This is a genomic window from Pseudomonas sp. KBW05 (assembly GCF_003852405.1).
In the GTDB taxonomy this organism is placed as follows: domain Bacteria; phylum Pseudomonadota; class Gammaproteobacteria; order Pseudomonadales; family Pseudomonadaceae; genus Aquipseudomonas.
In genome coordinates this window covers 24,788-45,102 of the sequence record NZ_QAJM01000020.1, presented here as the reverse complement: position 1 = coordinate 45,102, position 20,315 = coordinate 24,788, and the positions used below count along the sequence as shown (strand labels likewise).

Annotated in this window: 19 protein-coding genes; 12 read left to right on the top strand and 7 right to left on the bottom strand. The window is 61.0% G+C overall.

Translation table 11 applies throughout. The features are described from left to right. Positions 1-34: 34 nt before the first annotated feature. Positions 35-205: a hypothetical protein gene (locus tag DBR46_RS30325; protein ID WP_177414101.1), complete on the bottom strand. Its 171-nt coding sequence runs from the start codon at positions 203-205 to the stop codon at positions 35-37. Between DBR46_RS30325 and DBR46_RS20170 the strand changes: the two genes are divergently transcribed. Then, entirely contained in the window at positions 123-2,063 is a 1,941-nt protein-coding gene (locus DBR46_RS20170; protein WP_124527586.1) for a methyl-accepting chemotaxis protein, read from the top strand. The two genes, DBR46_RS30325 and DBR46_RS20170, sit on opposite strands and share 83 nt — an antisense overlap. A 483-nt stretch (positions 2,064-2,546) precedes the next feature. Here the strand turns inward: DBR46_RS20170 and DBR46_RS20165 are convergent, their stop codons facing one another. Continuing rightward, positions 2,547-3,032 (bottom strand): ATP-binding protein, encoded by a 486-nt coding sequence (locus tag DBR46_RS20165; RefSeq protein ID WP_124527585.1) that lies wholly within the window; start codon positions 3,030-3,032, stop codon positions 2,547-2,549. 169 nt (positions 3,033-3,201) lie between these two features. Here DBR46_RS20165 and DBR46_RS20160 point away from each other — a divergent pair, with 169 nt between their 5' ends. Beyond that, complete coding sequence (locus DBR46_RS20160; RefSeq protein WP_124527584.1) at positions 3,202-4,152, top strand: transporter; 951 nt, start codon at positions 3,202-3,204, stop codon at positions 4,150-4,152. A 6-nt stretch (positions 4,153-4,158) separates the two neighbouring features. On the opposite strand, the gene DBR46_RS20155 is transcribed toward DBR46_RS20160, so the two are convergent. Then, complete coding sequence (locus DBR46_RS20155) at positions 4,159-5,187, bottom strand: UV damage endonuclease UvsE (RefSeq protein ID WP_124527583.1); 1,029 nt, start codon at positions 5,185-5,187, stop codon at positions 4,159-4,161. 139 nt (positions 5,188-5,326) lie between these two features. Between DBR46_RS20155 and DBR46_RS20150 the strand changes: the two genes are divergently transcribed. Then, positions 5,327-6,247 carry a helix-turn-helix domain-containing GNAT family N-acetyltransferase gene (locus DBR46_RS20150; protein WP_124527582.1) on the top strand — a complete coding sequence of 307 codons (921 nt, stop codon included), beginning with the start codon at positions 5,327-5,329 and terminating at the stop codon, positions 6,245-6,247. Positions 6,248-6,285: 38 nt separating this feature from the next. Here DBR46_RS20150 and DBR46_RS20145 read toward each other — a convergent pair whose 3' ends face one another. Beyond that, positions 6,286-7,689, bottom strand: coding sequence for an MFS transporter (locus DBR46_RS20145; protein WP_124527581.1), 1,404 nt, complete (start codon positions 7,687-7,689; stop codon positions 6,286-6,288). 404 nt (positions 7,690-8,093) lie between these two features. Here DBR46_RS20145 and proP point away from each other — a divergent pair, with 404 nt between their 5' ends. Together proP and DBR46_RS20135 are read left to right on the top strand one after the other, a co-directional pair. After that, complete coding sequence (gene proP / locus DBR46_RS20140) at positions 8,094-9,596, top strand: glycine betaine/L-proline transporter ProP (RefSeq protein WP_124527580.1); 1,503 nt, start codon at positions 8,094-8,096, stop codon at positions 9,594-9,596. Between the two features lie 51 nt (positions 9,597-9,647). Next, on the top strand, positions 9,648-10,151 hold the full coding sequence (locus tag DBR46_RS20135; protein WP_124527579.1) for a GAF domain-containing protein: 504 nt from the start codon (positions 9,648-9,650) through the stop codon (positions 10,149-10,151). 16 nt (positions 10,152-10,167) lie between these two features. On the opposite strand, the gene DBR46_RS20130 is transcribed toward DBR46_RS20135, so the two are convergent. Next, positions 10,168-10,989, bottom strand: coding sequence for a helix-turn-helix domain-containing protein (locus tag DBR46_RS20130; protein ID WP_124527578.1), 822 nt, complete (start codon positions 10,987-10,989; stop codon positions 10,168-10,170). Between the two features lie 84 nt (positions 10,990-11,073). Between DBR46_RS20130 and DBR46_RS20125 the strand changes: the two genes are divergently transcribed. The 5 genes from DBR46_RS20125 to DBR46_RS20105 all read left to right on the top strand — a co-directional run bounded on the left by DBR46_RS20125 (position 11,074) and on the right by DBR46_RS20105 (position 16,058). After that, complete coding sequence (locus DBR46_RS20125) at positions 11,074-12,288, top strand: MFS transporter (protein ID WP_124527577.1); 1,215 nt, start codon at positions 11,074-11,076, stop codon at positions 12,286-12,288. Between the two features lie 107 nt (positions 12,289-12,395). Beyond that, on the top strand, positions 12,396-13,562 hold the full coding sequence (locus DBR46_RS20120; protein ID WP_124527576.1) for a GGDEF domain-containing protein: 1,167 nt from the start codon (positions 12,396-12,398) through the stop codon (positions 13,560-13,562). Between the two features lie 177 nt (positions 13,563-13,739). Further along, positions 13,740-15,149 carry a PAAR domain-containing protein gene (locus tag DBR46_RS20115; RefSeq protein ID WP_124527575.1) on the top strand — a complete coding sequence of 470 codons (1,410 nt, stop codon included), beginning with the start codon at positions 13,740-13,742 and terminating at the stop codon, positions 15,147-15,149. Continuing rightward, on the top strand, positions 15,146-15,532 hold the full coding sequence (locus DBR46_RS20110; RefSeq protein ID WP_124527574.1) for a hypothetical protein: 387 nt from the start codon (positions 15,146-15,148) through the stop codon (positions 15,530-15,532). Before DBR46_RS20115 ends, DBR46_RS20110 begins: the two co-directional genes overlap by 4 nt. 139 nt (positions 15,533-15,671) lie before the next feature. Further along, on the top strand, positions 15,672-16,058 hold the full coding sequence (locus DBR46_RS20105; RefSeq protein ID WP_124527573.1) for a hypothetical protein: 387 nt from the start codon (positions 15,672-15,674) through the stop codon (positions 16,056-16,058). 75 nt (positions 16,059-16,133) lie between these two features. Here DBR46_RS20105 and iolG read toward each other — a convergent pair whose 3' ends face one another. Both iolG and DBR46_RS20095 read right to left on the bottom strand, forming a co-directional pair. After that, positions 16,134-17,138 carry an inositol 2-dehydrogenase gene (gene iolG / locus DBR46_RS20100; protein ID WP_124527572.1) on the bottom strand — a complete coding sequence of 335 codons (1,005 nt, stop codon included), beginning with the start codon at positions 17,136-17,138 and terminating at the stop codon, positions 16,134-16,136. A 35-nt stretch (positions 17,139-17,173) separates the two neighbouring features. Continuing rightward, entirely contained in the window at positions 17,174-18,199 is a 1,026-nt protein-coding gene (locus tag DBR46_RS20095) for a LacI family DNA-binding transcriptional regulator (RefSeq protein ID WP_124527571.1), read from the bottom strand. Between the two features lie 122 nt (positions 18,200-18,321). Between DBR46_RS20095 and DBR46_RS20090 the strand changes: the two genes are divergently transcribed. After that, on the top strand, positions 18,322-19,167 hold the full coding sequence (locus DBR46_RS20090; protein WP_124527570.1) for an SDR family oxidoreductase: 846 nt from the start codon (positions 18,322-18,324) through the stop codon (positions 19,165-19,167). After that, complete coding sequence (locus DBR46_RS20085) at positions 19,167-20,291, top strand: phytanoyl-CoA dioxygenase family protein (protein ID WP_124527569.1); 1,125 nt, start codon at positions 19,167-19,169, stop codon at positions 20,289-20,291. The genes DBR46_RS20090 and DBR46_RS20085 overlap by 1 nt, the downstream gene beginning before the upstream one ends. The last annotated feature ends 24 nt before the right edge of the window (positions 20,292-20,315 follow it).

Below are 20,315 nucleotides of genomic sequence, written 5' to 3'. Positions count from 1 at the left end.
ACTTGTAGACAAAAAATCGCTAAAGGTTCTCGACCTACAGGCCGACATAGCGGTGATAGCAAATCGCCGCCTCCCACCCTGACGCGACGATTTGGCCGCCCTCCCCGCTGATGGTCGTCTCGATGAAAATAAAAAATAAGCTGGTCCTTGCTTTCGTTTCCGTCGCTTTTATCCCGGTCAGCCTGGTTGCGGTGATCTCCGTCATGAACACGCGGACCCAGGCGGTCGACCAATTCATCGATGGCAGCACCCGGGAAATACGCCAGATCGATGGCAACATCCGGCAGTTTTTCGACGGCACGACGCAGAACGTCGATCAATTGTCCGCCGATCCTGTATACACTTCCGTGAACACCCTCAAGGATTACCAACCCGCCAACGCCGCCAGCCAGCCGATGCCGGCCGAGGCGCAACAGGTGATCGAGCACTTTGCGCGCTATGGCGCGACGCACCCCGCCGCTGCGATCCTGTCCATCGGCCTGGAAGACGGCACCTACGCCAAATGGCCCGATGACCCGCAACTGGCCAAATATGACCCGCGCACGCGCCCTTGGTACAAGGCGGCAATGGCCAGCCCCGGCAAGACCGTGCGCACCCCGGCGTATTACTACGACAAAGACGATGTAGCACTGGTGGGCACCGCGCGCGCGTTGCTGGACAACACCGGCAAGGCCAAGGGCGTGTTTGTGGTCAGCGTCTCGCTGAAGAATCTCACCGAGCTGGTCAAGAGCATCAAGCTCGGTGAAAGCGGCTACGTGATGCTGATCGAAGACGGCGTGGTGCTGGTGGACCCGCGCGACAACGCGCACAACTTCAAGCCCCTCAAAGACCTTGGCGAGCCCTACGCACAATTGGCCAATACCGCCCAGGGTTCCACCGAAGTGGTGATCAATGGCGTGCGCTACATGGCCAATATCTGGACCTCGCCCGGCCTGGGCTGGCGGTATGTCGGCCTGATCGAATACAGCGAAGTGATGGCCGAGGCCACGCGCATGACCTACCTCACCAGCGCGATCGTCGCGGTGCTGGTGCTGATCTTCGGGCTGGTGGCGGCAGCGTTCTCCAAGGTCATCGTCAAACCCATCGGCCAGGTCAGCACCGGCTTGCAGTCCATCGCCCAGGGTGAAGGCGACTTGCGCCATGAGCTGCACGTGCAGGGCAAGGACGAAACCGCCGAACTGGCCGGCTGGTTCAACAAATTTCTCGCGGCGATCCGCCAGCTGATCCAGCACATCGGCGCCGCATCGGCCAATCTGCAGGATGCTTCACGGGTCAACAGTGAAGTGGCTAATAATATGAACGACGCTGCGGGGCGCCAGCGCGAGGCGGTGGAATTGGTCTCTACGGCGTTCAACGAGATGGTCGCCACGGCCAACGAAGTTGCCCGCTCGTGCAGCGGCGCAGCCGAGTCAGCCGAGAACGGCCATCGCCGCGTCGCCGAAGGCAAACAGCAGATCGAAGTGACCACCGACAACGTCAACCGCCTGGGCCGTCGCCTGACCGAATCGTCCCAGGCCATGGTCGAACTGGAAGCCGGCAGCCGCAGCATTAACCAGATCCTCGGCACCATCCGCGCCATTGCCGAACAGACCAACTTGCTGGCCCTCAACGCCGCCATCGAAGCCGCCCGGGCCGGCGATCAAGGCCGTGGTTTTGCCGTGGTAGCCGACGAGGTACGGGCCTTGGCCAAGCGCACATCGGACTCCACCGGCGAGATCGAAAACCTGCTCGGCACCCTGGAAACCAAGACCCAGGAAGTCACCCAGAAAATGGGCAGTTGCCTGGACCTGTCGCGCGCCAGCGTGTCGTCCATCGAAAGCGCGCGGGACAGCTTCGAGGGCATCCAATTGTCGGTCAACGAAATCCGCGACCAGAACCTGCAGATCTCGGCCGCCGCCGAGGAACAACACAGCGTAGCGGAAGAGATCAACCGGCATATCCAGCAGATCTACGACGAAGCGCGACTGGTGGAAAGCCTGGCGAACTCGGCACAGGACGACTCGGGTCGGCTGTCGAACCTGTCGGATGAGTTGAATGGGTTGGTGGGGCGGTTCAAGTCCTGAGCCTTGCGCCGATCCTCTGTGGGAGCAGAGGTTTCGCCTGTGCCACCGTCTTCGCAGGCAAGCCAGCTCCCACATTTTGAACGGTGTACACCTGCACCCACCTGCAAACCCAATCCCCTGTGGGAGCTGTCGAGCTCTAGCGAGGCTGCGAAAGCGGTGGGTCAGGCAACGGAGATTTCGCCTGTGCCGCCGTCTTCGCAGGCAAGCCAGCTCCCACATTTTGGACGGTGTACACCTGCCCCCACCTGCAAACCCAATCCCCTGTGGGAGCTGTCGAGCTTTAGCGAGGCTGCGAAAGTGGCGGGTCAGGCAACGGAGATTTCGCCTGTGCCGCCGTCTTCGCAGGCAAGCCAGCTCCCACATTTTGAACTGAGTACACCTGCACCCACCTGCAAACCCAATCCCCTGTGGGAGCTGTCGAGCTTTAGCGAGGCTGCGAAAGCGGTGGGTCAGGCAATAGAGGTTTCGCCTGTGCCACCGCAATCACATCGCCGGGCGATGCACCTCAATCACCAACCCCTCCTCCTCACTCGGCACACAAAAGTGACGAGTAATCAGGTCGAACTCAGCATCGGTTGCCGCAAAATCATGCTCGCCGCGGGCATTCCTGGCATGCAGCCGGGCGCGACACGTCGCATCGTCCAGTTCCAGGTAGTGCAGGCAATGCGGCACCTGGGCCGTCTGCGCCAGGCCGCGCAGCCATTCGCGGTTGGCCAGAGTGTTGGCCGGAAAGTCCAGCACCACGTTGACCCCCGATTGCAGCAGGCGGATCACCAGTGGCCCCAGCACGCCGCGGATACGCTGGGCGCTGCGCAGGTAGTCCGCAATGGCGAGGATTTCCCCCGGATAGAGCTGTGCCAACCAATGGTCTTCGCTGAGCACAATGGCGGCGTGCTCCGCAGCGAGGCGGTTGGCGAGCGTGGATTTACCGGAGGCGATCTTGCCGCAGAGCAGGTGCAGGGTAGGCATGGAGACGTTTCCTTGTGTCGGTCACAGAGCATGCCCGGCGATGCGTGGCCGGGCAACACTCTTCAATCCCTGGACTATGCTCAAGCAGCCATTGGGAGCGCAGTGCGTCCGAAGGCACTGAGAGCGGTGGCGCCTGCCGCCAGCCATGGCCTTTTGGATAGGAAGTCCTATGACCAGACAGACAAGCGTATTGGGCCTGATCGCCCTGCTCCCCCTGGCCTTGGCCCACGCCGACGATGGCGGCATCAGCTTCTGGCTGCCCGGCCAGTTCGGCGCACTCGCCGCCGCCCCGGTCACCCCGGGCTGGAGCCTGCCGCTGATCTACTACCACGTCAAAGCCAGCGATAACAAAAACAAGGCCTTCCCACGCGGCGGGCGTACCGTGGTCGGGCTGGATGCGGAGGCGGACCTGCTCTTCGCCAGCCCCACCTACACCTTTGAAACGCCAGTGCTGGGTGGCGCCCAGGCAGCGATTTCAGCGGTGGGAGCGGTGGCGCGCTCCGAAGCCAGTATCGATGCAACGGTGACCGGCCCGCGCGGCCGCTCGTTCTCCGGCGGAACCAACGACAGCCTCAAGGGCGGCAGCGACCTTTATCTGCTCGGCACCCTGAAATGGAACCACGGCGTGCACAACTTCATGGCCTACACCATGGGCAACATTCCCATCGGCGCCTATGACCCGGATCGCCTGGTGAATATCGGCCTGGGCCACGCCGCCCTGGATGCCGGCGGTGGCTACACCTACTTCGACAAGACCAACGAGTTTTCCGCCGTGGCCGGCATGACCTACAACTGGGAAAACACCGACACCCGCTACCAGAACGGCATCGACGCCCACCTCGACCTGAGCGCCTCGCACTTCTTCACCTCACAAACCCTGGTCGGCCTGGTCGGCTACTACTTCGAACAAGTCACCGGCGACAGTGGCAGCGGCGCGACGCTGGGGGATTTCAAATCACGGGTCGCCGGGATTGGCCCGCAGGCCGGGCATTTCTTCAAGGTGAGCGATGAGTTGTGGTACGCCAATATCAAGGGCTACTACGAGTTCGACGCCAAGAACCGCCCCGATGGCTGGAACATGTGGGTGTCGCTGGTCATCCCTCTGAATGGCAAGAAATGACCGCCGTCAAGCCAGGCGCCGCTGCCAATGTTCGTAGAACGCCAGTGATGCGACGTTCTTATCCTTGGCCTCCAGCATGATGTCGAAACGGTCGAGAAACTGCAGCGCGTAGTCATTGGTCCAGCGGTTCCACATCTGCGCGCTATGGCCGTACAAATCGCGTTTGGACACCACCTGCATCAGCGCATCCATTTCCAGCTTGTGGTCCGCGTCAAAGCCCAACTCTTGCAAGCTCTCCTGCGGCTGGGAGTAATGCATCGTCGGGCGCACCCCGCGCCAACTGTCGATGACTCGCGCGACTCGTTCCGAGTGGGGGTCGATGTAGTCGTTTTCGTTGATCCAGCAGTGGTGGATATCCAGCACCACCGGCGCCAGGTCGGCGACTTGCAGGCAGTGGTCGAGGCCGTAGGTCTTCTCGTCGTTCTCGAAGGTGATGCAATTACGCGCCACTTGCGACAAGCGCGCCCACACCGCACGCGTGCCCTCCACCCCCAGGCGGCCGGCGATGTGCACATTGCACTTGAGGTCCTGGAACTGCCGGCCATAGCCCATCATACGGATCATGTCAGCGTGGTATTCGAATTCGGCCAGACTGTTTTCCACCACGCCGGGGTTTTCCGAGCCGAGCACGCAATATTGCCCAGGGTGAAACGACAGGCGGATATCCGCCCCCCGCGCCAGTTCGCCGATGGCGGCAAAACCCTCGATCAACTGCTGCGCGATGGCCGGGTCCTGGTACACCGCGGCGACTTTCGGGTGGCTGTAGAACGGCAACAAATCGCTGCTCAGGCGCAGCATGCGCAAGGTCGGCGGCAACCCGGCGACGTAGCGCAGCAGGTGCAATTGCGCGGCGAGGTTATGGGTGACCACTTCCACCAGCTTGGCGCGGGCCACTTTGGGCGTGACCCCGTCCATCCAGCGCAGGGTGGTGGTACGCGGGTTGTACGGGCCTTCGATCAACTTCAGGGCACTGGCCGAGAGCAGGCGTTCGGGATGCTTGTATTGGCATGCAAAGCCGATGCGTGGATGAGTCATGGGAGTGCCTGGCGGAGATAAGGACGGGATGATACGGGGTTAGGTGCGACGCAACCCAGGAGGTTCAGTGGATTTGTCCATTGACATGCTTGCCTAAGGCAACAATATAATTGCCAAGGGCAACTATATGGACTCCATCATGTCTTCCACCTCCCTTGTCGAACGCGCCGGCATCATCCGTGGCTTCAATCGTTTCTACACGCACCAGATCGGTGTATTGCAGGAACACCTGCTGCAAAGCGCCTTCTCGCTCACCGAAATCCGCGTGATGTACGAGCTGTCTTCCCGTGGCGACCTGACCAGCGCCGATCTGTGCCAGATGCTCGGCCTGGATGCGGGCTACCTGAGCCGGCTGATCAGCGGGCTCGAAAGGCAAGGCCTGATCCAGAAGGTCCGCTCCACCACCGACGCCCGCGCAGTACAACTGCACCTCAGCGACCTCGGCCGCTCGGTATTGACGCCCCTGGAGCAAAAGACCCAGGACGAAGTGATCGCCTTGCTGGAGGCCCTGCCCGAACCGCAACAGCAGCAACTGACCGCCGCCATGCAGCGTATCCAGACCCTGCTGCAAGGCACGCCGCCCAGATTCCTGCTGCGCGATCCGCAGCCTGGCGACATGGGCCTGGTGGTGCAGCGCCAGTCCGCCCTTTATGCGCGTGAGTACCACTGGAATTGGGAGTTTGAAGCGTTGGTGGCGGAGATCGTCGCCAAGTATTTGCGCGAATTTGACCCGAGCTGCGAGCGCTGCTGGATCGCGGAAAAGGACGGCGAGGTGGTGGGATCGGTGTTTGTGGTGCGCCATGACGACAGCACCGCCAAGCTGCGCATGCTCTACGTGGATGCCAGCGCGCGTGGCATGGGCATCGGCCAGCGCCTGGTGGATGAGTGCCTGCGGTTCGCCCGGCACGCCGGCTATAAACGCATGGTGCTGTGGACGATGAGCGCGCTGGTGGATGCACGCAAGCTGTACCAGAAGGCGGGGTTTGAATTGGTTGAAGAGGAGCCCACTGCAAGCTTCGGGAAAGAATTGATCAGCCAGACCTGGGCGCGGGACCTGTGAAACATTCCCGCGCTGCCGGCAGCGCGGGAAGCTTCGCATTAAAGGTCAGTGATTTCCTTGTGGCGTGGCACCAGCGTCTTCATCACGCTCCAGGCCACCAGGTACGCCAGTGCACAGATCGCGAACATGATCATGTAGCCAGTGTGGATATCGTTGATCGACTTGTAGTAGTCGAACACCCAGCCGCCGATCTTGGTCATCACCACGCCGCCCAGGCCACCGGCCATGCCGCCAATGCCGACCACCGAGGCCACGGTTTTCTGCGGGAACATGTCGGACACGGTGGTGAAGATATTGCACGACCACGCCTGGTGCGCTGAAGCGCCTACGCCGATCAGCAACACCGGCACCCAGAAGCTGATATAGCCCAACGGCTGCGCCAGCAACACCACCAGCGGGAACAGCGCGATGATCAACATCGCCTTCATGCGCCCGTCATACGGCGCATCGCCCCGGGCCATGAAGTAGCTGGGGAACCAGCCGCCACCGATGCTGCCGACCATGGTCATGCTGTACAGCACCGCCAGCGGCATCACGATATCGGCGCCTTTCATGCCGTATTGCGCCGCCAGGTACGTAGGCAGCCAGAACAGGAAGAACCACCACACGCCGTCGGTCATGAACTTGCCGAAGGCAAATGCCCACGTCTGACGGTAGGTCAGCAGCTTGAACCACGAGACTTTTTTCTCCACGGCTCCGGTAGGCGCCGGGGTGAACGGCTGTACGGTCTCGTCACTGCGGATGTAGGCCAGTTCCGCCGCCGACAGGCGCTTTTGCTGCTCGGGTTTCTCGTAGAGCGCGATCCACACCGCCACCCATACAAAACCCAGCGCACCAATCACGATAAACGCCGCTTCCCAGCCCCAGAGGCCTGCAATCAACGGCACGCAAATCGGCGCCAGGATCGCACCGACGTTGGCCCCGGAGTTGAAAATGCCGGTGGCGAATGAGCGCTCTTTCTTGGGGAAGTACTCCGCCGTGGCCTTGATCGCAATCGGAAAGTTACCCGCCTCGCCAATCGCCAATACCGCACGGGACAGCATGAAACCGGCAATCGACACCGGAATCACCGCCAAGCCAATCGCCCCGCTGACGGCGGCGATGCCCTCGCCCATCGGCACCGAGAACGCATGCATGATGGCGCCCGTGGACCAGATGCCAATCGCCACCACATAAGCGGTCTTGGTGCCGATCTTATCGACCAGGCGCCCGGCAAACAGCATGGAGATGGCGTAGACAAACTGGAACACCGCCGCGATGTTCGCGTAGTCGGTGTTGCTCCAGCCAAACTGCGTGGACAGCTGTGGCGCCAGGAGGCTGAGCACCTGGCGGTCGAGGTAGTTGACGGTGGTGGCAAAGAACAGCATCGCGCAGATGGTCCAGCGATAGTTGCCTACCGCTTGGCCAACGCGCTGGGCGTTGATGGGCTCGTTCAAGTTCATGGCATCACTTTTTTATTTTTGTTAGGTAGGACATACGTTACGTCATATGTCGTCGTACAACTGTGACTTTTATAGCGGGCGTCCTACGGGCTGTCAATCTGAAAGATTGCGGTTTATTGAGGTATGTGATGCACAAGGCAAAAGCAGTTGTAGGATGACAATCCTGATTACTCCACGCACCGCTCAACTGTGGGAGCTGGCTTGCCTGCGATAGCGGTGGGTCAGCCTCAGATTTTTCACTGACAGACCGCCATCGCAGGCAAGCCAGCTCCCACCTGTTTTTGCGCAAGACAATAAAAAATGCCCCATCGGGTGAATTATTTCGTGTCCGCTTGTATCTGACCTTTCAGAGCGGTGCCATCGCGGCGATGGCACCTCCCCTGTTCAGATTTAGAGTGGCCCCCATGAAATCTCGCAAGAAACGTGTCAACCCCATCGGATTGAAAGACATCACCATTGTCGATGACACCAAGATGCGCAAGGCGATCACCGCCGCCGCATTGGGCAATGCCATGGAATGGTTCGACTTTGGCGTCTACGGGTTCGTCGCCTACGTGCTCGGCAAGGTGTTCTTCCCCGATGCCTCCCCCAGCGTGCAGATGATTGCCGCGCTGGGCACCTTCTCCGTGCCGTTCCTGATCCGCCCGCTGGGTGGCCTGTTCTTTGGTGCGCTTGGCGATAAATACGGGCGACAAAAAGTCCTCGCCGCCACCATCGTGATCATGTCCCTGAGCACCTTTGCCATCGGCCTGATCCCTGGTTACGCCACGATTGGCATCTGGGCACCGATCCTGCTGTTGCTGTGCAAAATGGCCCAGGGTTTCTCGGTGGGCGGTGAGTACACCGGTGCGTCGATCTTCGTTGCCGAATACGCACCCGACCGCAAGCGCGGCTTCCTTGGCAGCTGGCTGGACTTCGGCTCCATCGCCGGTTTCGTCCTTGGTGCGGGCGTGGTGGTGTTGATCTCCAGCGTGCTGGGTGAAGAGCAATTTGAATCGTGGGGCTGGCGCCTGCCGTTCTTCCTCGCCCTGCCCCTGGGCATCATCGGCCTGTACCTGCGCCACGCCCTGGAAGAAACCCCGGCGTTCCAGCAACACATGGACAAGCTCGAACAAGGCGACCGCGAAGGCCTCAGCCACGGGCCAAAAGTCTCCTTCAAGGAAGTCGCGACCAAGCACTGGCGCAGCCTGTTGACCTGTATCGGCATCGTCGCCGCGACCAACGTGACGTACTACATGCTGCTCACCTACATGCCGAGCTACCTGTCCCATAACCTGCATTACAAAGAAAACAGCGGCGTACTGATCATCATCGCCATCATGGTCGGCATGCTCTTCGTGCAGCCGTTCATTGGTTTTGTCAGCGACAAGATCGGCCGCAAGCCCTTCATCATCGCGGGCAGCATCGGCCTGTTGGTGCTGTCGATCCCGGCCTTCATGCTGATCACCAGCGGCAAGATCGGCTTGATCTTCGCCGGGCTGCTGATCCTCGCCATCGTGCTGAACTTCTTTATCGGCGTGATGGCCTCGACCCTGCCGGCGATGTTCCCCACCCACCTGCGCTACAGTGCGCTGGCCAGTGCGTTCAACGTCTCGGTGCTGATCGCCGGCCTGACCCCGACGGCCGTGGCCTGGCTGGTGGAAAGCACCAACGACCTGTACATGCCCGCCTACTACCTGATGGTGTTTGCCGTGGTCGGCCTGATCACCGGCCTGACCATGAAGGAAACCGCCAACAAACCCCTGCGCGGTGCAGCACCGGCGGCGTCGGACATGGCCGAAGCCAAGGAGTTGTTGCAGGAGCATCACGACAATATCGAGCAGAAGATCGAAGACATCGATGCCGAGATTGCCGAACTGGAAGCCAAGCGCGAGAACCTGGTGCAGCAGCATCCGCGGATCAATTAAGGCCTGACCGTGCGTGGCGGCCCTGGTCGCCACGCCTTTGGAGTGTTCCGTATGGTTCCAAGCGTCACAGCAGCACAATCATTACTCAGCGCCGAAGAACGCGCCGCCATCGCCGAAATCGAAGCCACCACCAGCATCCTTCACCTGGTCACCCGCCTGACCGGCATGCGTTTCGCCGGCATCGCCAAGTTCACCGACCTGGAATGGGTGGTGTGTTCGGTCTACGACCCCTTGCAAATGGGCATCAACGTCCACGACGTGCTGGATCTGGAAACCACCCTGTGCAGCGAGTTCTGCATCAACCCCCAGGCGTTGTTCATTCCCGAAATCAGCAAGAACGGCCGCTTTGCCGCCCGCCCAGTGGTCAAACAATTTGAAATCGAAAGCTATGCGGGGGCCCCGATCTTCCTGCCCGACGGCCGCCTGTATGGCGCGCTTTGCGCCCTGGATTCAAGGGCGATGCTGTTTGACGACCCCAACCTGCCAGAAACCCTGAGCCTGTTTGCGCGACTGATTGGCTGTATTTTCTACGCCAATTTAACCAGTGATCAGTGACTTCGACAGCGCGCTCCTACCTGAAAAACTGACTCGGCGTCTTGCCAAACTGTTTCTTGAACATGCTGGTAAAGGCGCTGGGGCTTTCATAACCCAGCTCCAGCGCCACATCGATAATCTTCTCCCCCACCGCAATGCGCTCCAGCGCCAGCAACAAGCGCGCCTGCTGGCGCCATTGGCCGAAGGTCATGGCGGTCTCCTTGCGGAACAGGCGCTGGATGGTCTTCTGGTCCAGGCCCAGGCGTTCACTCCAATCGGCCACGGTGGAGGCATCGCCCGGGTCGTCCTGCAACGCCGCGCAGATCTGCTGGATACGCGGGTCAGCCGGCTGCGGCAACGAGAGCGGCAAGGCCGGCAGCAACGCGAGTTCATCAAGGATCAGGTGCATGATCCGCGCATCCCGCGAGTCTTCGGCATACGGCGGTTTCAGGCTCACCGACGCCTTGATCAGTTCGCTCAACAACGGCGAGATACTCACCGCCTTGGTTTCACTCGGCAGGTTGGGGAATACATCGGGGCGCACGAACACGCTGCGCATTTTCAACGTCCCTACGCACCGCAGCGAGTGAACCTGCCCGCACGGCATCCAGAACCCACGGTTGGACGGTACCGTCCATTGGCTTTGCGCCGAGTGCACCACCATCACGCCTTCGATGGCGTAGAGTAATTGGTGTTTCTCGTGACTGTGCTCGGGGATGACCCAGTTCTCGGGGTAGTCGGTGGCCGAACTGATCACTGCCCAGTCGCCCTCGTCGATTTCCTGTAGAAATTTATCCAGTGATTTGATCATTTCGCCCTTTTTGCGATGATTGCTGCCCGAATTTCGCGAGACAGGCATTTTCCGCAAATCTAGCATGAACGCCGAATCATTTTGAAATAGATGGCGAGCCCAAGTACTCGCCACCCTGTATGGAATGCCTGCATGTCGACCCTGACCGCGTCACCCGCTGCTGCTACCACCGCCACGCCCCACGCCAGCCCCTTGGTCATGCGCATTCTCGGCGCCTGTGCCTTGGCGCACCTGATCAATGACTTGATCCAGGCCGTACTGCCGTCGATCTACCCGATGCTCAAGGCCAACTACGGCCTGAGTTTTGCTCAGGTCGGCCTGATTACCCTGACCTTCCAGCTGACCGCCTCCCTGCTGCAACCGTGGATCGGCTACCACACCGACCGCCATCCCAAACCATGGCTGCTGCCCGCCGGCATGGTCTGCACCTTGGTCGGCATCCTGATGCTGGCGTTTGTCGGCAGCTTCCCGGCGATCCTGCTCGCCGCAGGCCTGGTGGGCGTGGGTTCCTCGACCTTCCACCCGGAAACCTCGCGCGTTGCGCGCCTGGCCTCCGGCGGCCGCTTTGGCCTGGCGCAATCGACCTTCCAGGTCGGCGGCAACACCGGCAGCGCCCTCGGCCCGTTGCTCGCGGCGGCGATCATCATTCCCTACGGCCAGGGCCATGTCGCCTGGTTCGGCCTGTTTGCGGTGTTTGCCATTCTGGTGCTCTACGGTTTGAGCCGTTGGTATCGCAACCACCTCAGCCTGTTCAAGCTCAAGCAAGGCGGCAAAGCTACCCATGGCTTGTCCAAGGGCCGCGTGACCTTTGCCTTGGTGGTGTTGGCCGTGCTGGTGTTCTCCAAGTACTTCTACATGTCCAGCCTCACCAGCTACTTCACCTTCTACCTGATCGAGAAGTTCCAGCTGTCGGTCGCCAGTTCGCAGATGTACCTGTTCCTGTTCCTCGGTGCAGTGGCCGTGGGTACCTTTGCCGGCGGGCCGATTGGCGACAAGATCGGCCGCAAGAAAGTCATCTGGTTCTCGATCCTCGGCGCCGCGCCGTTCACCCTCGCCCTGCCCTACGTCGATCTGTTCTGGACCGCCGTGCTCAGCGTGGTGATCGGCTTTATCCTCGCCTCGGCCTTCTCCGCCATCGTGGTGTTCGCCCAGGAGCTGGTGCCCGGCAACGTCGGCATGATCGCCGGGATCTTCTTCGGCCTGATGTTCGGCTTCAGCGGGATTGGCGCCGCGCTGCTCGGGTTGCTCGCGGATAACCACGGCATCGAGTATGTCTACAAGCTGTGTTCGTTCCTGCCGCTGGTGGGCATCCTGACAATATTGCTGCCGTCCACCAAGGGCGTCTGACCTGCCACTCATCGGCTGGCGCAATGCCATGACGATGAGTGTTCTGAAAACCTGCGTGTGCGCTTACAATCCCGGTTTAAACGCACACCAGGCAGACCCGGCAAGACATGACGCTCGACCCTCCTACGATTTTGGCCCTCACCGTGGCCCTCGCCGCTGCTGCTGCCCTGTACCTCGCCGTTGAATGGCGCAGCGTGCGCGAACCGTCGCTGCTGTGCTGGAGCGCCGGTTTCGCGACCATCAGCATCGGCTCCACCCTCGCCTTGCTGCGCAGCAGCGGCTTCTTGATGATCGGCATCTGGTTCGCCAATGGCTTGCTGGTGATCGCCCACTTCCTGTTCTTGCTCGGCGTAGCACGGTTCACCCAGGCGCGGCTGTCGCGGTGGTGGCTGCTGATGCCCGTCGTGTGGCTCGGCATGTTGCTATTGCCGGCCGACTTGCCGTGGTCCAAAGCCATGCTGGCGGTGCAGTCCCTGTTGGTGGCGGCACCGACCTTATGTGCCAGCAGCCTGCTGCGGCCCCACGGCAAGTCATTGAGCATCGGCGCGGTGCAACTGCGCTATGTGCTGCTGATCCACGGCTCGTTCTACGTGGCCAAGGCGCTGTCGGTGTTGATCCCCGGCACCTTGATCGACCTGGCGGCGTTCAAGGGCGAGATCATCCAGGTGTCCCTGGTGGAAGGCGCAATGGCGATCATGCTGATCGCCTTGTCGATGACCGGCTCGGAACGTTATCGCCGCGAACAGCAGATCGCCCGCCTCGCCGCCCGCGACCCGCTGACCGCCCTCTACAACCGCCGCGCCCTGGATCTGCGTGCGCCGCGCTTGCTGGCCCAGGTGTCCCCGGCCCGTCCGGGCGCGCTGTTGTTGATCGACATCGACAACTTCAAGCCGGTCAACGACCTCTACGGCCACATCGCCGGCGACCGCCTGCTGATCGCCTTGAGCGAGATGATCCGTGCAGTGGTGCCCCGTGGCGCACTGGTCGCGCGCTTGGGCGGTGATGAGTTTGTAATCCTGCTGCACCCGGCCTCCACCGAGCAAATCGTCGACCTCGGCAGCCGCCTGCGCGGGCAATTTTTTCAATTCACCGCGCAAACCTTTGCGACCCCGACAGCGGTCACCCTGAGCATCGGCGCCAACCTGTTCGACCAGCCGCCGGCAAGCCTGACGGAATTGATCGAACAAGGGGACACCGCGCTGTATGAAACCAAGCGCGGTGGGCGTGACAGCATTCGGTTGGTGGATCGGACTGGAGCGAGTTCGTTTGGCTAATCGTCGCTCAGGGTGATTTTCACCGTACAGCGACCCCATCTGCACCATCCCTACGTATCCAGCTGACTTTTCCTAAGTGATGGCCGGAAGCGTCCGACTGTACTTCGAATATCCAAATTATCAGGGTAACTGCGTAATAAACGCACGTTTACTGACTGCATAAAAAGGACATTTTGAATGAGTGACGGACACTTCATTGGCTTGGGTGACAAAACCACCTGCGGCGGGAAAGTCCTGGATGGCGACCCCAGCATAAACATCTATGGCCTCCTCCACGCCTGTGAGGGAGACCGCGTGACATGTGGAAAGCACCCGGGCATATATAAAATACTCGGCGGTATTTCACACATGAACAGCCATGGCAGGCTGATGGCTGGCACGCTGGACAGCTTCAGCAGTTGCCCCTGCCGAGCAAGATTCATTCCCTCGATCTACACGGCGATCTACCGCAACGAAAGCTACGAACGGCCGGCCATGAGACGCGCCGCTGAACCGGCGCCAGTGGCTCAGGCCCGCAGTTCGGCGGCACAGAATCAGTCGACGTACCGTCCTTCGAGTCATTGGACGCCCTCTGCGCTTAACAGCCCACAAGGTGTAGAACCCGGCTTCTATATCGTGCCCCAAAGCACGACCCGCGACGCTTTGGAGGCCACGTTATTTCCAACGCCAGACCCAGCGGTAATGGCCAAGTTCCGAACGCTCAACCCTCGAACAGACAACGTTAAAGCCGGCTCATTGATCGTGCTTGGCGATCCAAACAACTTTCAATGCAGCAAAGAAGAAAACCACTTACTGGAAGCCGCGGCACTCACCCATGACGCTATAAACCCGCTTAGTGCAGCCGATGCGGACTTCATGATGCGCCATCGCGAGCAGATCCAAAGCTTCCTGGCCCACAGTTCAACCGCTATCGGAGCGGGTGAAACCATACTCGCCAGGAACCTGGATAACTTGAAAACAATCTTGCAGGACATCGAGGCACTGCACCAAAAAGCATTCCTCAAGGACGGACACTTGCGATCACCGGAATTCTTCGCCGAACGCAAAAACCCGCTGGCTTGGCTTGATACCCACCTCACCGCCCTGACCCGCAGAAGCGCCGGCATTCCCGACCATCCCCATCTGAAAACCGCGCTGGGAATATCAAGCCGCAGTCTTGTTCATCGGTGGTCGCAGGCCGGGGCACCGGGCCAGATACCTGGTTACGCGACCCACATCCAACAGTTGGCGAAAGCTTCGACGGTGATCAAACGTGGAGGCTGGGTCGGTACAGCGATTGGGGGTGGGGCTTCTTATATGAAGGTGAAAAACGTGTGTTCTGCGGGTAACCAAGAAGCCTGCGAGAAGATCAAGTTTTCGGAAACAGGTAGTTTTGTCGGGTCGCTAGGTGGTGGTGCCTGGGCGGGTGCGGCACTATCAAGTGCTGTCGTCGGTGGCCTGTGTGTCGGGTTGGGTGTACCAACCGTAGGGATAGCTCCTTTGGTATGCGGCCTCGTCGTGGTTGGCGCAGGCTCTGTCGCAGGAGGCACCATGGGCGGCGCATTTGGCGGGTGGGTAGGCGAGAAAATCTACGAGGCCGCTGAATGACGCTGAGCACGAGCGATACAGTTCTTTTGACCATTGCGCTAGTCGACTTTGCCGGGATTTTCCTTTGTATTGGCATCTGCCTGCACCTGGCTTATACCCAAGCAGACGTGATGCTGGAACACCTCAAAAACAGTCCGGCAATCATGACTTGGGCACCGATCCTACACGCCGGCCCCTGGGGAAAACTGATGTTCATAGGCGGCGTTTGCGGGCTCATCACGTTCCCAAGCTACCAACTCAGAAAAGGTCAATTGAGCGCTGAAGACTTAGCGGGTTTCCCCGCCGCCCTCAAACGCAAATTGGCATTTTTGCAGTGGTCCATGATCGGCCTCTTGCTGGTCATGATGACCTTTGGCATAGCCATTAAGCTCGGATTGATCTAACCGCGACTCGTAACGCTGTGGGAAATGGGGGCCGTCCCCATTTCCCGGTCGTCGCAGTTGGAACTGCCTCCGCCACCGCCGGAGCTGTAGGTGGGGCAACGGGTGAACGGATAGGGGAAAAGATTTATGAGGTGGTTAAATGAGCCTGAGCATAGGCGACAAGGTGTTTTTGGTTATTGCCTTGGCAGATTTTGCCGGCATTTTTCTATGGCTTGGTATTTGTCTGCACCTTGCCTATACAAAAATGGACCTCATCCTGGAACACCTGAAAAACAGTTCGATAGTCGCATTTTGGGCGACTTTTCGGTACGGGGGGCCATGGGGGAAATTGCTGGTGATCGGTAGCATTTCTGGAATCGTCACATTTCCAAAGCGCCACATCAAAAGAGGTATGTTGAGCACCGAAGAGCTCGCGGGCTTTCCGGTCGCGCTCAAACTTAAACTCGTGCGTCTGCAATGGAGCGCGCTCGGGCTGATAGCGGTCATGATGACCTTGGGCATAGCCATTAAGCTCGGTTTGCTTTAACCGCGACTCGTAACGCCGGGAGAAATGGGGTCGGAGAAATGGGGTCCGTCCCCATTTCCCCACCAACGCCTACCGTTAGAGATCGTAACTCACCGCCACACTCCGCCCACTCTTCACCGACTCCAGCGCGCAGTCCGCCAGGTGCAACGCGTACAAACCGTCGCGCATAGTGGTAGGCAACGGCTGGCCGCCGTTCAGCGCATCAATGAACTGCGTCAGCTCATTGCGATAAGCATCCGCATACCGCTCCAGGAAAAAATGCTGCAACGGCTCCAGCGCCTCGGTGTGCGCCGCGCTCCAGTGTCGCAAGGTACTGGGGCGATGGTTATCGGTGAGCAGCACGCCGCTGGCGCCGGACACTTCGACGCGCTGGTCGTAGCCATACACCGCCTGGCGGCAGCAGTTGATATGGCATTGCTTGCCCGAGGCGGTGCGCAGCAAGACCATCACGCTGTCGTAATCGTCGATCTCGGCCAGGCTAGGGTCCACCAGGCGGCTGGCGATGGCGCTGACTTCCACCGGTTCTTCGCCGAGCAGGTGGCGCGCGGTGTCGAAGTCGTGGATGGTCATGTCGCGCAGGATGCCGCCGGAGTGGGCCAGGTAGTCACGCGGCGCCAGGCCGGGGTCGCGGCTGGTGATGATCACCTGGCGCACGGCGCCGATCTGCCCGGCGTCCAGGGCTTGGCGCAGGCGCAGCATGTCGGGGTCGAAACGCCGGTTGAAGCCGAGCATCACCAGGCCGCCCTGGCGTTCTACGGCCTTTGCTGCGCTGCGCGCCTTTGCGATATCGAGGTCGATGGGTTTCTCGCAGAGTACCGCCTTGCCCGAAGCCACCGCTGCCAGCAGCAGGTCGATATGGGTGTCGGTGGGCGTGCCGATGACCACGGCGTCGATATCGTCACGGCTGAGCACGGCGGCGCAATCGTAAGCCGCCTCGCAGCCCAATTGCGTGCTTAGCGCATCGACCCCTTCACGCCAGGGATCGGCCACCAGCACCAGCGTGGCATTGGGGTGGGCGGCGACGTTGGCGGCGTGGATCTTGGCGATGCGCCCGGCACCTAGAACGGCGATTCGTAGCATGGTGAACACTCCTAGTTTTGTTGTTGGGGAGAGATTCAGTCCGGCAGGTTGAACGGCGTGACGATTTGCACCTGTGACGGCGCAATCGGCCCGGCCTTCCACAGCCGATGAAATTGCAGGATGTGCAGGAACACGCTGCGCGCGTCGATCTGCAGGTTGTGGTCGATGATCGCGGCGACTTTTTCTTCGCGCAGCAACTGGCGGTTTTCTTCGTCGAGGTCGTGGCCGATAAACACGTCCAGCGGGCGTTCGAGGGCGGCGAAGGCATCGACAATCGCGCGGTTGCCGCCGCCGACGCTGTACACCGCCTTCAGCTCCGGATGGTGTTTAAGTGCCTGGGTCACGCGCTCGAAGGTGCGCTCGTAAACGCCATAACCGCCACTCACATCCAGCACCCGCAGGTGCGGCGCACGCCCACGCAGCCAGGCGCGAAAGCCCATCTCGCGTTCTTCTTCGCCACGGAACAGCTCGCTGCCGATCACCACGGCGACGTCCTGGGCCAACGCCGGCAGCCAGCGCGACATCAGGTACGCCGCGGTCTGCCCAGCGGTGCGGTTGTCCATGCCGACGTAACCGATGCGCTCGCTTTGCGGCAAGTCCGTGACCAGGGTCACCACCGGAATGCCCGCCGCAATCAGTTGCTTGACCGCCTGGTTCACTGCCGGTTCGTCGGCGGCCTTGAGCACCACGCCCTGGCTGCCGGTGTCGAGGCAGCGCAGCAGTTGGTCATGCATGGCCTGGGGTTCGATCTCCTCGAACAGGTGAAAACGCGGGGCAATCCGAAACGGCGCCAGGCTGGCCAGTTGCGCGACGATGGCCGCTTGCACCGCTGCACTGAAGCGCTTGGGCGTGTGCATGATCACGTCCACATGAAAGGTGCGCCCCACCGCCAGGCCGTTTTTCTCCTGGGACTCCAGCTCATCCAACGCCTGCTCGATGCGCCGCCGCGTCTGCGCATGCACGCTGCCGCGTTGATGCAGCACACGATCGACCGTGGCTTTGCTCACGCCCGCCTGGGTCGCGAGTTGCTTGATGGAGAAGTGTTTTGCGCGTTCGAGCATGGGGTTTGCCTGAGGTGTTTTTGAGGTCTTATTTGGGCGTTACTGAGGTTTCGCAATGCTAGTCTCAGTTTTGCCCGGCGTCGAGCCGGGCGATGCACAACAACAAAAATCAGGAGAACTGCATGCCTAACACCGATCTCGCCACCACGTTCAGCGGCCAATACTTTGTTGTCACGGGCAGCACCCAGGGCCTGGGCGCCGCCGTCGCGCATACCCTGGCGCGGCGTGGCGCCGCCGGCCTGATCATCTGCGGCCGCCGCCGTGCCCAGGGCGAGGAACAGGTGCGGCAGTTGGCCCAACTGGATTGCCAGGCGTTTTTCGTCGAGGCGGACCTTGAGCAGGTCGAGGATTGCCGGGCGATCATCGACGCGGCACGTACCCACTTCGGCACCTTGCACGGCTTGGTGAACTGCGCCGGCATGTCAGATCGCGGCACCATCCTCGACACCTCGCCGGAGCTGTTCGACAAGCTGTTTGCGGTGAATGTGCGGGCGCCGTTTTTCCTCATGCAGGAAGCGTTGAAGCTGATGATCAGTAAAGGTGTGGAAGGCGCCGTGGTGAATATCCAGAGCGTTACCGGGCATGGTGGGCAATCGTTTTTGAGCGCGTATGCGGCGTCCAAGGGCGCGCTGGCGATCCTCACCAAGAACGTCGCGTTCAGTGCGCTGCGCAACCGTATCCGCGTGAACGGCTTGAATATCGGCTGGATGGACACGCCCCACGAAGATGACATCCAGCGCCAGTACCACGGCGCCCAGGACGGTTGGCTGGCAGAGGCCGAAAGCGCACAGCCGTTCGGGCGCCTGCTCAAGCCGGAGGAAGTGGCGCGCAGCGTGGCGTTTTTGCTGTCCAGCGAATCGGGGATGATGACCGGCTCGGTGATCGACCTGGAACAAGGCGTAGTCGGCTGCACCGACGGTGGCAGCCCGCAACCGCACCAGGCCTTGAGCCTGCCAGGGGGTGTGTGATGTCGGCGTTTGTCGGCGCTGAGGCCGTACGCCTGGCGGATTTCAGCCAGCTTTGCGCGCAACGGGCGCACGCCGAGGATTACCCGCTGTGCCAGGAAGTGCTGAGCAATGTGCCGATCTATCAGGCCCAGACCCTGCGCAACAGCGACCGCCGCAGCGTGATGAATGAACTGCACCGGGTGTTCCGTGACGGGCCGGGGGTAATGGTGGTACGCCGGGCCTATGAAGATCTGGAAGTGGTGGACCGGCACAGCCAGGTGTTCGAGGCGATCTTTGCCAATGAGGCCGCCCAAGGCGTGGCCGCCGACCACTTTGCCAAGGCAGGCAGCAACGGGCGCATCTGGAATTCGTTGCAGAAGGCCGCGTTGCAGTCGCCCGAATCGTTTGTCGAGTACTACGCCAACCCGCTGCTGGGGCTGATTGCCGAAGCGTGGCTGGGGCCGAGCTTTCAGGTCACGGCGCAGGTCAACGTGGTGCATCCCGGCGGCCAGGCGCAGCAGCCGCACCGGGATTACCACCTGGGTTTCCAGACCAACGATGTGGTGGAACGCTTCCCCCTGCCCTTGCACGTGCTGTCGCAGTATCTGACGCTGCAAGGCGCGGTGGCCCACACGGACATGCCACTGGAAACCGGGCCGACCCAACTGCTGCCATTCTCCCAGCAATACGCCTTGGGTTACTTGGCGTGGCGCCGTGAGGACTTTATCGACTACTTCCAGCAACACGCCGTGCAGTTGCCGCTGAACAAGGGCGACCTGCTGTTCTTCAACCCGGCGCTGTTCCACGCCGCCGGCACCAACCGCACCGCCGACCGCCATCGCATGGCCAACCTGCTGCAAATATCCTCGGCATTCGGCAAACCCATGGAAGCCCTCGACCGCGACCGCATGATGCTCGCGGTGTACCCGGCGCTGCTGGCCAATCCGTCCCTGGATGCCGAGGCCGTGATCGCGTGCACGGCGGACGGTTATTCCTTCCCCACCAACCTCGACACCGATCCACCGCTCAAAGGCCTGGCCCCGCAGACCGGACAACAACTGATGCAACAGGCACTCAGCGAACGCTGGCCGCCCTCGGACTTTGCGGCGGCGGTGGCGCAGATGCGCGCCAAGCGCCAGGCCTGAATCACCCCTGCTTTAACAACAACA

Coding starts and splice junctions, on each gene's coding strand:
- DBR46_RS20090 (WP_124527570.1), top strand. CDS start 18,322: ATGCCTAACACCGATCTCGCCACCACGTTCAGCGGCCAATACTTTGTT.
- DBR46_RS20120 (WP_124527576.1), top strand. CDS start 12,396: ATGACGCTCGACCCTCCTACGATTTTGGCCCTCACCGTGGCCCTCGCC.
- iolG (WP_124527572.1), bottom strand. CDS start 17,138: ATGCTACGAATCGCCGTTCTAGGTGCCGGGCGCATCGCCAAGATCCAC.
- DBR46_RS20165 (WP_124527585.1), bottom strand. CDS start 3,032: ATGCCTACCCTGCACCTGCTCTGCGGCAAGATCGCCTCCGGTAAATCC.
- DBR46_RS20170 (WP_124527586.1), top strand. CDS start 123: ATGAAAATAAAAAATAAGCTGGTCCTTGCTTTCGTTTCCGTCGCTTTT.
- DBR46_RS20125 (WP_124527577.1), top strand. CDS start 11,074: ATGTCGACCCTGACCGCGTCACCCGCTGCTGCTACCACCGCCACGCCC.
- DBR46_RS20105 (WP_124527573.1), top strand. CDS start 15,672: ATGAGCCTGAGCATAGGCGACAAGGTGTTTTTGGTTATTGCCTTGGCA.
- DBR46_RS20130 (WP_124527578.1), bottom strand. CDS start 10,989: ATGCCTGTCTCGCGAAATTCGGGCAGCAATCATCGCAAAAAGGGCGAA.
- DBR46_RS20145 (WP_124527581.1), bottom strand. CDS start 7,689: ATGAACTTGAACGAGCCCATCAACGCCCAGCGCGTTGGCCAAGCGGTA.
- DBR46_RS20115 (WP_124527575.1), top strand. CDS start 13,740: ATGAGTGACGGACACTTCATTGGCTTGGGTGACAAAACCACCTGCGGC.
- DBR46_RS20150 (WP_124527582.1), top strand. CDS start 5,327: ATGTCTTCCACCTCCCTTGTCGAACGCGCCGGCATCATCCGTGGCTTC.
- DBR46_RS30325 (WP_177414101.1), bottom strand. CDS start 205: ATGACGGAGATCACCGCAACCAGGCTGACCGGGATAAAAGCGACGGAA.
- DBR46_RS20135 (WP_124527579.1), top strand. CDS start 9,648: ATGGTTCCAAGCGTCACAGCAGCACAATCATTACTCAGCGCCGAAGAA.
- DBR46_RS20160 (WP_124527584.1), top strand. CDS start 3,202: ATGACCAGACAGACAAGCGTATTGGGCCTGATCGCCCTGCTCCCCCTG.
- proP (WP_124527580.1), top strand. CDS start 8,094: ATGAAATCTCGCAAGAAACGTGTCAACCCCATCGGATTGAAAGACATC.
- DBR46_RS20110 (WP_124527574.1), top strand. CDS start 15,146: ATGACGCTGAGCACGAGCGATACAGTTCTTTTGACCATTGCGCTAGTC.
- DBR46_RS20085 (WP_124527569.1), top strand. CDS start 19,167: ATGTCGGCGTTTGTCGGCGCTGAGGCCGTACGCCTGGCGGATTTCAGC.
- DBR46_RS20155 (WP_124527583.1), bottom strand. CDS start 5,187: ATGACTCATCCACGCATCGGCTTTGCATGCCAATACAAGCATCCCGAA.
- DBR46_RS20095 (WP_124527571.1), bottom strand. CDS start 18,199: ATGCTCGAACGCGCAAAACACTTCTCCATCAAGCAACTCGCGACCCAG.